Origin of the sequence: Tabrizicola sp. (genome assembly GCF_016793705.1) — a bacterium.
Classification (GTDB): domain Bacteria; phylum Pseudomonadota; class Alphaproteobacteria; order Rhodobacterales; family Rhodobacteraceae; genus Tabrizicola.
The window spans coordinates 152,270-163,789 of the sequence record NZ_JAEULO010000042.1 but is presented as its reverse complement, the minus strand read 5'-3'; the positions used below and the strand labels follow the sequence as shown (position 1 = coordinate 163,789).

The window sequence follows — 11,520 nt, the reverse complement described above, 5'->3', positions numbered from 1 at the left end:
ACATGCGAGGCCCCGGATCAAGTCCGGGGTGAGGTCTCGGTCAATCCTCCGACGAATTGGCCCAGAGGTTGATGGCCTTCTCCTCGGAAATGGCGTCGATCTGCGCCAGTTCTTCGGCGGTGAAGTCCAGCTTGTCCAACGCGCCGACGCAATCGACGACCTGCTCGGGCTTCGACGCGCCGATCAGCGCCGAGGTGATGCCGCCGTTCCGCAGCACCCAGGCCAGTGCCATCTGCGCCAGGGTCTGTCCCCTTGCGGCGGCCATGTCGTTGAGCTTCCTCACCGAGGACAGGGCCTTTTCCACCACGGACGGGTGCAGCGACTTGTCCTGCGATGCACGGCTGCCCGCCGGGATGCCGTTCAGGTACTTGCTGGTCAGGATGCCCTGTGCCAGCGGCACGAAGGCGATGGAACCGATGCCAAGCTCGGCCAGCGTGTCCTTCAGCCCGTCGGTTTCCACCCAGCGGTTCAGGATGTTGTAGCTGGGCTGGTGGATGAGCAGCGGCGTCCCCAGATCCTTCAGGATCGCCACCGCCTCGCGCGTGCGCTGGCTGTTGTAGCTGGAGATGCCGACATATTGCGCCCGGCCCGAACGGACGATGTGGTCGAGCGCACCCATGGTTTCCTCAAGCGGGGTGTCGGGGTCGAAGCGGTGGGAATAGAAGATGTCGACATAGTCGAGACCCATCCGCTTGAGGCTTTGGTCGCAGGAGGCGATGACATATTTCCGGCTGCCCCATTCGCCGTAGGGGCCGCCCCACATCTCGTAGCCGGCCTTGGACGAGATGATCAGCTCGTCGCGCAGGGAGCGGAAGTCGGTTCTCAGGAGTTCCCCGAAGGCCTCTTCGGCGCTGCCGGGGGGCGGGCCGTAGTTGTTGGCGAGGTCGAAATGGGTGATGCCAAGGTCGAAGGCGGTGCGGCAGATCGCCTGCTTGGTGGCATGCGGCGTGTCGTGGCCGAAGTTGTGCCAGAGGCCGAGGCTGATCGCCGGAAGCTTCAGGCCCGAGACGCCGCAGCGGTTGTAGGTCATGTGCTCATAGCGGTCGGCGGCGGGGGTATAGGTCATGGCGTCCTCCTGTTGGCGCTACCATTCCACGCGGGGCATCCGGCTTCAAGTTGCGTCGCGCGGCAATCCGGGGGATGCTTGGGCGCATGAGGCTGGTGCGGCAGGTCTGGGAGTTTCTGGTATGCGTCTGGCTGCGGGTGGGCGACGGGCATTTCGGCCTGATCGCCGCCGGCGTGGCCTTCTTTGCAATGTTTGCGGTCTTTCCCGGCTTGGCCGCCGCCGTGGCGGTCTGGGGCATGTTCGCCGATCCCGGCGTGATCCAGGGCTATCTCGCGGTGGCCGAACGCTTCCTGCCGCCCGAGGCGCGCACCCTCATCCATGACCAGGTGATGGGGCTGATCACCGCGCCTCGCGGGGCCTTGCAATGGACGACCGTGCTGTCGTTGCTGATCGCTCTGTACTCGGCGCGGGCCGGGGTCTCGGCGCTGGTGCAGGGGCTGGACGTGGTGCACCGCTCGCAGCCCCGAGGCTGGCTGAAGGGTTGGGCGGTGGATTTCGTCCTGACCGGCGCGCTGATCGGGGCGTTGTTCGTCGCGCTGGTGACCGTCGTGGTGGTGCCGGTGCTGCTGTCCTATGTCCCGTTCGACACATTCGAGGCCTGGCTGACCAAGGTCCTGCCCTGGGGGGCGATGTTCCTGCTGGTCGTCACATGCCTGTCGATCCTCTACCGCTTCGGGCCGAACGTGCCGGGCGGGTTTCGGTCGCCCTGGATCACGGTTGGCGTGCTCGTCGCGGCCCTGGCCTGGGCGGGGGTGTCGATCGGGTTTTCGGTCTATCTGGCGAATTTCAACAGCTACAACGCGATCTACGGTTCGATCGGGGCGGTGATCATCCTGATGATGTGGCTGTACCTGTCGGTCTGGGCCGTGCTTCTGGGCGGGGCGATCAACGCGGAACTGGACGCGCGGATGCGGGCTCGTCGGTAACTTCGTTCCCCCTTGGGGGGCCTTCTTGCGACGAGAAGACGAAGTCGAACGAGGAGCGTCAGAACGCGCGTCGGGCAAGCCGCAGAACGGGTCGACCGGGCTTTTCCCCTGGAATTCGGCGCGGCCCATCAGGCAGTCGACCGTTGCCCGCTGCATCGTGTCCATCGTGGCATAGGCGTTGACCACGCAGGGTATCCGTGGCGCGTCGTAGAGGTAATAGGGATAGCCGCCGGATCTTCGTTGCCCGATCCATCCCGGCGAGCGTCGTCCGCACCCAGTCGCGGGCGGCTGCATCAAGGCTGAACGGCGCGGCGGAAAGGATGCGGTCGATCTGGTCCATGGAGGTTGCCTATTGTGCGGCGATTTCACGCGCTGCCGGAGAGAGGATCGCCTCGGTCACTTCCGAGAGCGCCAGCGCTGCGGCACCATGCGCCCAGAGCAGATCGCCCCAGGCGTGAATCTCGATCGGAGGGCGCGGGCGGCCGGTGTTGATCGCCAGGTTGTCCATCTCGGACAGGGTTTCGGCGGCGTAGAGGTAGTCGTACCGCATCCGCTCGCCCGACAGGATGATCAGCGAGGGGTCGAAGAGGTTGATCACGTTGGACAGACCAACGGCCAGATAGCGTCCGGCCCGGCGGAAGATCGATTTGGCGGTCGCGTTTCCGGCCTTGGCATGGTCGTACAGGCTTTCCAGCAGCACATTGATCGGCTGGCTTTCCTTGTGCCCCCAGTTCAGCGCCGTCGTCGCCTCGCGGGCGAGGGCATAATCAGCGACATAAGCTTCCAGGCAGCCGCGCTGGCCGCAGCGGCACAGCGCGCCGTCGAGCTGCACCTTCATGTGGCCCAGTTCCATCCCCAGTCGCTGTGCACCGCGATAGATGCGGTGGTTCATCACGAAGCCCATGCCGACGCCGTGTTCGATGGTGACGACAGCGAAATCAGACAGGCTGCGCCCTGCGCCGAACCACAGCTCGGCCAGGGCCACGAGGTTCGCGTCGTTGTCGACATAGACCGGAAGCCCCAACCGCGCGGTTGCGGCTTCGGCGAGGGGCACCGTCCGTTCGGCCAGAATCGAGGACCAGAAGACGATACCCTCGGCGCAGTCGACAAAGCCCGGCAGGCCGATGCCCACTGCGGCCAGGTCGGTGCGTTCGACTCCTGCCTTTGCGCAGACCCGGGCGAGCAGCGTCGCGATGGTTTCCAGGATTTCGGGCAGCGACATCGGGCCGGGGCGGCGGGGGATGGCCTCGTCGGCGATCAGCTTGCCGGCAAAGTCCACGATCACCGCAGTATGCTCGCGGTCGGAAAGCTTCATGCCCGCGACCCGGTGCGCCTGCGCGCGGACACCCAACGCCACGGCGGGGCGACCGCGCCCGGCGTCGTTGTCGCGGGGGGCGGCGACCTCCTCGATCAGGCCGGCCTCGATCAGTTCGGACGATAGGGTGGTGACGCTGGCCGGGCTGACGCCGAGGTCCTTCGCCAGTTGCACCCTTGGAATCAGCCCAGCGGCGCGGACCAGTTCGAACACCTGTTGGCGCAAAGGGCGCTGGGTTTCGGTCAGCGGTGGAATCAGCGGGCCGACGCCCTTGCGCCCTTCGCTGCTGGACGACCGAGTGAGCTTCGGTGCCATTTATTTGCTCTCCGAAGTAAAAATCCCGCCCTTTGTCGAGTTTGCGCCTGCAGAATACCGAGTGACAGCAAAATCCGGCTTCGAACGCGGGCATTTCCAGAATTATCCAGCAAAATTATTTTGACAACTGAAATTATGCCGGTCAATTTCGGGTGGTTCCGCCGATTCTGTCGGTTCGCCGACAACAGACAGAGGCGACGGATCGAAACTGCAAGGTTTATTGCGGGAAATCAAAATTGACAACTGACGCGGATATGCGTCAGATCAGTGCAGGCGATGGTCGCCAAGTCGGGCACAAGCCCGGCGATTCCATGGGAGGAACAGGAATGAAGAAGTCTCTTCTGCTCGCATCTGTCGCGGTTGCGGGCCTGGCGTCGACGGTTTCGGCGCAGGATCTGAAGGTCTGCGTGAGCTGGTCGAACTTCCGCGAAGAGCGCTGGAAGACCGACGAAGCCGCGATCAAGGGCGCGCTGGATGCCGCTGGTGCCGAATACATCTCGGCCGACGCGCAGACATCGGCCTCGAAACAACTTGCCGACATCGAGGGGATGATCACCCAGGGCTGCTCAGCGCTGATCATCCTGGCACAGGATTCGGCTTCCATCGGCCCGGCGCTGGATGCCGCCGCCGATGCGGGCGTGCCGGTTGTGGGCTATGACCGGATGATCGACGACCCGCGCGCCTTCTACCTGACCTTCGACAACGTCGAAGTGGGCCGGATGCAGGCTGCCGAAGTGCTGAAAGTGGCGCCGAAGGGCCGCTACGTCATGATCAAGGGCTCGCCGGTCGACCCGAACGCCGACTTCCTGCGCGGCGGTCAGCAGGAAGTGCTGCAGGCGGCAATCGACGCCGGTGACATCACCATCGTCGGCGAGGCCTATACCGACGACTGGCAGCCGGCCAACGCCCAGAAGAACATGGAGCAGATCCTGACCGAGACCGACAACGGCGTCGATGCCGTGGTCGCCTCGAACGACGGCACCGCCGGTGGCGTGGTCGCGGCGCTGACGGCGCAGGGCATGGCCGGGATCCCGGTTTCGGGCCAGGACGGCGACATGGCGGCGCTGAACCGCGTGGCGCTCGGCACGCAGACCGTGTCGGTCTGGAAGGACAGCCGGGCGCTGGGCAAGGCAGCGGGCGAGATTGCCGTGGCGCTGGCCTCGGGCACCGCGATGGCCGACGTGCCGGGCGCGGCGGTCTTCAAGTCGCCGGGCGGCAAGGACCTGACCTCGGTGCTGCTGAAGCCGGTTCCGGTGACGAAGGACAACCTGAACGTCGTCCTCGACGCGGGCTGGATCACCAAGGACGTACTCTGCGCCGGGGTTTCGGGCGTGGCCGTCTGCGAATGATCTGAAAGCGGGAAACGCCCCGGTCCGGTCACGGGCCGGGGCGCTTTCTTCGGGGGAAAGGGTGCCGCAAGGCAACCCGTGAGGGAGGAATTCACATGACGGATCAGGGGCTTGCCACCCAAGGATCGGGGCCGCGTCGCAGCGTGATCGACACGCTGGAGATCGACGTGCGGCTTCTGGGGATGCTGATGGCCTTCGCCGCGGTGGCGCTGGTCTTCACGATCTGGACCGGGGGCACCTTCGTGGGTCCGCGCAACGTGTTCAACATCGCGGTGCAGACAGTTCCGGTGGCGATCATGGCCTGCGGCATGGTCTTCGTGATCGTGGCGCGGCACATCGACCTCTCAGTCGGCTCGATGCTGGCGATGTGTTCCGCCGTGATGGCAATGAGCCAGGCACAATGGCTGCCAAAGCTCTTCGGCCTGGCCTATGGCAACCCCGTGATCCTGGTGGCAACGATCCTGATCGGGCTTGTCGTGGGCACCGCCATGGGGGCCCTGACGGGCTGGCTGGTCGGCTACCAGCGCATTCCCTCGTTCATCGTCACCCTGGGGGGCCTTTTCGTCTGGCGCAACGTCAACTGGTTCACCACCAACGGCCAATCGGTAAGCCTGACCGACCCGAACCTCCTGATGTTCGGCGGGACGGAAGGCGTTCTTGGCGCCACGGCAAGCTGGGTGCTGGGGCTGATCGCCGCCGCTGTCGCGGTCTGGGCCATCATCGCAGCACGGCGCACCAAGCAGCGCCACGGCTTCATGGTCAAGCCGGTCTGGGCCGAGACGGTGATGGCGGGCCTGATCGTCGGTGCGATCCTGTTCTTCGTAGGATGGCTGTCGCGCTATCCGATCCCCGCAGCCAAGCTGAAGCGCCTGTTCGAGGCGCGGGGCGAGGTGATGCCGGAAGGCTATACCGCGATGCACGGCCTGCCGATTTCCGTCCTGATCCTGATCCTGGTCGCGGTGGCGATGACGGTCACGGCGAAGAAGACCACCTTCGGGCGCTACATCTTCGCGATGGGCGGTAATCCGGATGCGGCTGAACTTTCGGGGATCAACACCCGCCTGCTGACGGTAAAGATCTTCGCGCTGATGGGCTTCCTCTGCGCGCTGGCCGGCCTGATCGCCCAGGCCCGGCTGCAGAGCCATGGCAACGACATCGGCATGTTGGAAGAACTGCGGGTGATCGCCGCTGCGGTGATCGGCGGCACGGCCCTGGCCGGTGGCGTCGGTACGATCTACGGCGCGGTGCTGGGGGCGCTGATCATGCAGTCGCTGCAATCGGGGATGGCGATGGTCGGCGTCGACACGCCGTTCCAGAACATCGTCGTGGGCCTGGTGCTGGTCATCGCTGTCTGGGTCGACATCCTCTATCGCAAACGTCTGGGGCTGACCAAATGAACCAGTCTGCACGCACTCCCCTGGTCGAGATGCGCGACATCTCGATCTCGTTCGGCGGGATCAAGGCCGTCGACCATGTCTCGATCGACCTCTATCCCGGCGAAGTCGTGGGCCTTCTCGGCCACAACGGCGCGGGGAAATCGACGCTGATCAAGTGCCTCTCGGGCGCCTATCAGAAGGACGCGGGGCAAATCCTGATCAACGGCGAGGAGGTCGCGATCAACAACCCCCGCGACGCCCGCGCCCAGAACATCGAGACGATCTACCAGACGCTCGCGCTGGCCGACAATCTCGACGCCGCCTCGAACCTGTTCCTCGGTCGCGAGATCAAGCGGAACGGACTGGTCGACGACGCGAAGATGGAGGCCGAGACGCGGAAGATCATGGGGCGGCTCAACCCCAACTTCCGCAAGTTCAACGTGCCGGTTTCGGCCCTTTCGGGTGGGCAGCGCCAGTCGGTGGCCATCGCCCGGGCGGTCTACTTCAACGCCAAGATCCTGATCATGGACGAACCCACCGCCGCGCTTGGCCCGCACGAGACACAGATGGTCGCGGAACTGATCCAGGAGCTGAAGGCGCAGGGCCTGGGCATCTTCCTGATCGAGCATGACATCCACAACGTCATGAAGCTCTGCGACCGGGCCAGTGTGATGAAGAACGGCCAGCTTGTTGGCACGGTGAACGTGAACGAAGTCACGGACGACGACATCCTGGGCATGATCATCCTCGGGAAACGCCCGGCGCATCTGGCGGCGTGATGTATATCGGGCTTGATCTCGGCACCTCCGGGTTGAAGGGGGTTCTGATCGGCGAGGACCAGACGGTCCTTGCCGAGGCCACCGCGCCGCTGACGGTCCAGCGCCCGGCAGAGGGGTGGAGCGAACAGGCCCCGTCCGACTGGATCCACGCGGCCGAGACGGTGTTCGACAGGCTGGCGGCGCAGAAACCGCTGGGGCAGGTGCGGGGGATCGGACTCTCGGGCCATATGCACGGCGCGACCCTGCTGGACGCGCGGGACGAGGTGCTGCGGCCCTGCATCCTGTGGAACGACACGCGCAGCCACGCGGAAGCCGCCGAGCTGGACGGCGACCCGATGTTCCGGCGGTTGACCGGGAACATCGTGTTCCCCGGCTTCACCGCGCCGAAGCTCGTGTGGGTCGCCCGCCACAAACCCGCGATCCGCGACCGGGTGGCCAAGGTGCTGCTGCCGAAAGACTACCTGCGGCTCTGGCTGACGGGGGAGCATGTCGGCGAGATGTCGGATGCCGCCGGGACGTCCTGGCTGGACACCGGCAAACGGGACTGGTCGGACGAGCTGCTGGCGGCGACTGGTCTGGACCGCAGTCACATGCCGGGCCTTGTCGAGGGGTCGCAGGTCTCGGGCACTCTGCGCGAGGCGCTGGCGACGCGCTGGGGACTGCCGAAGAGCGTGGTCGTGGCGGGCGGTGGCGGCGACAATGCCGCCTCCGGCGTGGGCGTGGGCGTGGTGCGGGCGGGGGAGGCCTTCGTCAGCCTCGGCACCTCGGGCGTGCTGTTCGCCGCAAACGACGGCTATCAGCCGGACCCGGACACTGCCGTCCACACCTTCTGCCACGCGCTGCCGGAGACCTGGCACCAGATGGGCGTGATCCTGGCGGCGACCGATGCGCTGAACTGGTACGCAAAACTGATCGGCACCGATGCCGCCCGGCTGACCGGAGAGCTTGGCGAATTGCAGGCCCCCGGCAAGACCCTGTTCCTGCCCTATCTCGGCGGCGAGCGGACGCCCCTCAACTCCGCCACCGTGCGCGGGGCCTTCACCGGGCTGGAACACGCCACCGACCGCAAGGCCGCCACCCGCGCGGTGCTGGAGGGCGTGACCTTCGCCATCCGCGACAGCCGCGATGCGCTGGCGGCCACCGGAACGCGGCTGGAGAACCTGCTTGCGGTCGGCGGCGGCTCGCGGTCGGACTACTGGCTGCGACTGATCGCCACCGTGCTCGACTGCCCCGTCCAGCTTCCGGTCGCGGGGGATTTCGGCGGCGCCTTCGGGGCGGCGCGCCTTGGCCTTATGGCTGCGACCGGAGCCGGGGCCGAGATTGCCACCCTGCCGCCCATCGCCCGGGTTATCGAGCCCGACCCGTCCCTCACCGACGCCTTCGACGCCGGAGCCGCAAGGTTCCGCGCCGCCCAATCCGCCATCAAGGACCTGACATGACCGATTTCTTCAAAGGCATCCCGCAGATCAAATACGAAGGCCCGGCCTCGTCGAACGAATTCGCCTTCCGCCACTATGACGCGAACGAGGTGATCCTCGGCAAGCGGATGGAGGACCACCTGCGCTTTGCGGTGGCCTATTGGCACAGCTTCGCCTGGCCCGGCGGCGACCCGTTCGGCGGGCAGACCTTCGAGCGGCCCTGGTTCGGCGACGGGATGAAGCTGGCGAAGCTCAAGGCCGACGTGGCTTTCGAGATGTTCGATATCCTGGGCGTCCCGTTTTACTGCTTCCACGATGCAGATGCCCGGCCAGAAGGCGCGACCTTTGCGGAAAGCCTGAAGAACCTGAACGAGATCGCCGATTACCTTGGCGAGAAGCAGGGCAGGCACAAGGCCAAGCTCCTCTGGGGCACATCCAACCTGTTCAGCCACCGCCGCTGGATGTCCGGCGCGGCGACGAACCCCGACCCGGATGTCTACGCCTATGCCGCCGCGACGGTGAAGGCCAACATGGACGTGACGCACCGGCTGGGCGGGCAGAACTACGTCCTCTGGGGCGGGCGCGAGGGCTATGAGACGCTGCTCAACACCGACCTGAAGGCCGAGCGCGCCCATGCCGGGCGGTTCCTGCAGCAGGTCGTCGAGTACAAGCACAGGATCGGCTTCAAGGGCACGATCCTGATCGAGCCGAAGCCGCAGGAGCCATCGAAGCACCAGTACGACTATGATGTGGCCACCGTTTACGGCTTCCTCAAGGAGTTCGGGTTGGAGGGCGAGGTCAAGACCAACATCGAGCAGGGCCACGCCATCCTCGCCGGGCATTCCTTCGAGCATGAGATCGCGCTGGCCGCCGCTTTGGGCATCTTCGGCTCGATCGACATGAACCGGAACGATTACCAGTCCGGCTGGGACACCGACCAGTTCCCGAACAACCACGCCGAAAAGGCGGTGGCCTTCTACGAGATCCTCAAGGCGGGAGGCTTCACCACCGGCGGCGTCAACTTCGACGCCAAGATCCGGCGGCAGAGCCTTGATCCCGAGGACCTGATCCTGGCCCATGTCGGCGGAATGGACACCTGCGCCCGCGCGCTGAAAGCCGCTGCGGCGCTGCTGGAGTCGGGCGAGATGGAGGCTGCGGTCAAGGCGCGCTATGCCGGGTGGAACGACCCGAAGGCACAGGAGATGCTGAAGGGCTCGCTGGAACAGGCCGCTGCGCGGGTGATCAACGAGAAGCTGGAGCCACAGCCCCGGTCCGGGCGGCAGGAACGGCTGGAGAACCTCTGGAACCGTTACGTCTGACGCCCTCCTCGTGCGCCTTCGGCTTCTCGTCGCTTGGCGAGGAGCGCCGAAGGCGACGACGAGCGGTTCAGTCGCCCCCCGCCAGCAGCGCCGCCAAACCCTGCGGGTAGTCGGGGTAGAGGAGCCTCACCCCAAGCTCGTCCTTGATCCGGTCGTTCCGCACCTTCTTCGATTCGTTGTAGAATCCCCGCGCCATCGGGGTCATCGTCGGTTCCACTTCGGCGAAGGGCACGGCGGGCGGTTCCGGCATCCCCAGCAGCCGCGCGGCATAACCGATCACCTCGTCCGGCGGGCAGGGGTTGTCGTCGCAGACGTTGTAGGCGGCATCCGGATTGGGCTGGCGGATCGAGGCTTCCAGCACCTGCGCGATGTCCTCGACATGGATGCGGCTGAACACCTGCCCCGGCTTGATGATCCGCCGCGCGGTCCCGTCGCGGACCTTCTCGAACGGTCCTCGGCCCGGACCATAGATGCCCGCCAGCCGGAAGATATGCAGCGGCAGGCCGGTCGCCCGCCACTGGCTTTCGGCGACCACCCGCTGCCGTCCCCGGTCGGATTGCGGGGTCAGCGGCGTCGCCTCGTCCACCCAGCCGCCGTCATGGTCGCCATAGACGCCAGTGGTCGACAGATATCCCACCCAGACCGCCTTCGCTCCGGCGATCCCAGGAACCGCCCGCAGGAACGGGTCGCCCTGCGCGTCCGGTGCGGCGGAGCAGAGGATATGCGTCGCCTCCTCCAGCGCAGGCCCAAGGTGTCCGGGCCAAATCAAGGGCTCCACCCCTTCGGCGCGGAAGGCCTCGGCCTTCTCCGGTTTGCGGGTGGTGCCGATCACCCGCCAGCCCTGCGGAACCAGGCGGCGGGCAAGGGCGCGGGCGGAATAGCCGTGGCCAAGGGAGAGAAGCGTGGACATGGGCCGGACTATCGGGGCGCGGGCGGGGGGAGGCAAGGGCTTGCGGCAAGGGGTCGCGCATTCCATGCTGGCAGGCGGGAGGTGGCGCATGGACAACGGCAAGGATGGGGGATTGAAAGGCGCGCTCGCCCTGACCGGACCAGAGGCCTGCCTCGCCTATTACCGCGACTGGGCTGCAAGCTACGACCAGGGCTTCGCGACCGAGATGCAATACCTACTGCCCGCTCATGTCGCGGCGGCCTTCATGGGCGCGCGGGGGCAAGGCCCGGTGCTGGACGTCGGCGCGGGCACCGGCCTTCTGGCCGAGGCCTTGTGGCAAATGGGCTTTGCCGATCCCATCGACGCGGTGGATTTCTCGGTCGAGATGCTGGAACGCGCGGCAGAAAAGCGTATCTACGCCGGGCTCTTCCAGGCCGACATTACCAGGCCCCTTTCCCTGCCGCGTCGATACAGCGGGATCGTCTCCTCCGGCACCTTCACCGCCGGCCATGTCGGGCCCGAAGCCTTGCCGAACCTCCTCGCTGTCGCCGCCCCACAGGCGCAGTTCGCCCTCTCGATCAACCGCCGGGTCTGGACCTCTGCGGGCTTCGACCTGGCGCTGGACGCGCTGGCCACGCAAAGCCGCATCACCGGCCTGCAACTCATTGAGGTCGAGGTCTATGGCGCCGCCGCTACCCGGATCGACAGCGAACATGCAGCCGACCGGGCCATGATCGCGCTTTTCCGCGCCGCCTGACCTGTCGCACG

General features: G+C 66.1%; 11 protein-coding genes. 8 read left to right on the top strand and 3 right to left on the bottom strand.

Going from position 1 to position 11,520, the window contains the following annotated elements:
* Positions 1-40: 40 nt before the first annotated feature.
* Entirely contained in the window at positions 41-1,066 is a 1,026-nt protein-coding gene (mgrA, locus tag JNJ68_RS12145; protein WP_294982638.1) for an L-glyceraldehyde 3-phosphate reductase, read from the bottom strand.
* 86 nt (positions 1,067-1,152) lie between these two features.
* Between mgrA and JNJ68_RS12140 the strand changes: the two genes are divergently transcribed.
* Positions 1,153-1,992: a YihY/virulence factor BrkB family protein gene (locus JNJ68_RS12140; protein WP_294982637.1), complete on the top strand. Its 840-nt coding sequence runs from the start codon at positions 1,153-1,155 to the stop codon at positions 1,990-1,992.
* Positions 1,993-2,341: 349 nt separating this feature from the next.
* Here the strand turns inward: JNJ68_RS12140 and JNJ68_RS12135 are convergent, their stop codons facing one another.
* Positions 2,342-3,622 carry an ROK family transcriptional regulator gene (locus JNJ68_RS12135; protein ID WP_294982636.1) on the bottom strand — a complete coding sequence of 427 codons (1,281 nt, stop codon included), beginning with the start codon at positions 3,620-3,622 and terminating at the stop codon, positions 2,342-2,344.
* Between JNJ68_RS12135 and JNJ68_RS12130 the strand changes: the two genes are divergently transcribed.
* The 6 genes from JNJ68_RS12130 to xylA all read left to right on the top strand — a co-directional run bounded on the left by JNJ68_RS12130 (position 3,606) and on the right by xylA (position 9,863).
* Positions 3,606-3,746, top strand: coding sequence for a hypothetical protein (locus tag JNJ68_RS12130; RefSeq protein WP_294982657.1), 141 nt, complete (start codon positions 3,606-3,608; stop codon positions 3,744-3,746). The genes JNJ68_RS12135 and JNJ68_RS12130 overlap by 17 nt on opposite strands.
* 202 nt (positions 3,747-3,948) lie before the next feature.
* On the top strand, positions 3,949-4,971 hold the full coding sequence (xylF, locus tag JNJ68_RS12125; protein WP_294982635.1) for a D-xylose ABC transporter substrate-binding protein: 1,023 nt from the start codon (positions 3,949-3,951) through the stop codon (positions 4,969-4,971).
* A gap of 95 nt (positions 4,972-5,066) precedes the next feature.
* Entirely contained in the window at positions 5,067-6,368 is a 1,302-nt protein-coding gene (locus JNJ68_RS12120) for a sugar ABC transporter permease (RefSeq protein ID WP_294982634.1), read from the top strand.
* On the top strand, positions 6,365-7,126 hold the full coding sequence (locus JNJ68_RS12115) for an ATP-binding cassette domain-containing protein (RefSeq protein ID WP_294982633.1): 762 nt from the start codon (positions 6,365-6,367) through the stop codon (positions 7,124-7,126). The genes JNJ68_RS12120 and JNJ68_RS12115 overlap by 4 nt, the downstream gene beginning before the upstream one ends.
* Positions 7,126-8,565, top strand: a complete 1,440-nt coding sequence (gene xylB / locus JNJ68_RS12110; protein WP_294982632.1) for a xylulokinase — start codon at positions 7,126-7,128, stop codon at positions 8,563-8,565. Before JNJ68_RS12115 ends, xylB begins: the two co-directional genes overlap by 1 nt.
* Complete coding sequence (gene xylA, locus JNJ68_RS12105; protein WP_294982631.1) at positions 8,562-9,863, top strand: xylose isomerase; 1,302 nt, start codon at positions 8,562-8,564, stop codon at positions 9,861-9,863. The genes xylB and xylA overlap by 4 nt, the downstream gene beginning before the upstream one ends.
* 67 nt (positions 9,864-9,930) lie before the next feature.
* On the opposite strand, the gene JNJ68_RS12100 is transcribed toward xylA, so the two are convergent.
* A complete protein-coding gene (locus tag JNJ68_RS12100; RefSeq protein WP_294982630.1) occupies positions 9,931-10,773 on the bottom strand; it encodes an SDR family oxidoreductase in 843 nt (280 codons plus the stop codon).
* Positions 10,774-10,861: 88 nt separating this feature from the next.
* Here JNJ68_RS12100 and JNJ68_RS12095 point away from each other — a divergent pair, with 88 nt between their 5' ends.
* A complete protein-coding gene (locus tag JNJ68_RS12095; protein WP_294982629.1) occupies positions 10,862-11,509 on the top strand; it encodes a class I SAM-dependent methyltransferase in 648 nt (215 codons plus the stop codon).
* The last annotated feature ends 11 nt before the right edge of the window (positions 11,510-11,520 follow it).

Bases quoted from the DNA above. Each gene is read 5' to 3' on its own strand.
- mgrA (WP_294982638.1), bottom strand. From the start codon at position 1,066: ATGACCTATACCCCCGCCGCCGACCGCTATGAGCACATGACCTACAAC.
- JNJ68_RS12140 (WP_294982637.1), top strand. From the start codon at position 1,153: ATGAGGCTGGTGCGGCAGGTCTGGGAGTTTCTGGTATGCGTCTGGCTG.
- JNJ68_RS12135 (WP_294982636.1), bottom strand. From the start codon at position 3,622: ATGGCACCGAAGCTCACTCGGTCGTCCAGCAGCGAAGGGCGCAAGGGC.
- xylF (WP_294982635.1), top strand. From the start codon at position 3,949: ATGAAGAAGTCTCTTCTGCTCGCATCTGTCGCGGTTGCGGGCCTGGCG.
- JNJ68_RS12120 (WP_294982634.1), top strand. From the start codon at position 5,067: ATGACGGATCAGGGGCTTGCCACCCAAGGATCGGGGCCGCGTCGCAGC.
- JNJ68_RS12115 (WP_294982633.1), top strand. From the start codon at position 6,365: ATGAACCAGTCTGCACGCACTCCCCTGGTCGAGATGCGCGACATCTCG.
- xylB (WP_294982632.1), top strand. From the start codon at position 7,126: ATGTATATCGGGCTTGATCTCGGCACCTCCGGGTTGAAGGGGGTTCTG.
- xylA (WP_294982631.1), top strand. From the start codon at position 8,562: ATGACCGATTTCTTCAAAGGCATCCCGCAGATCAAATACGAAGGCCCG.
- JNJ68_RS12100 (WP_294982630.1), bottom strand. From the start codon at position 10,773: ATGTCCACGCTTCTCTCCCTTGGCCACGGCTATTCCGCCCGCGCCCTT.
- JNJ68_RS12095 (WP_294982629.1), top strand. From the start codon at position 10,862: ATGGACAACGGCAAGGATGGGGGATTGAAAGGCGCGCTCGCCCTGACC.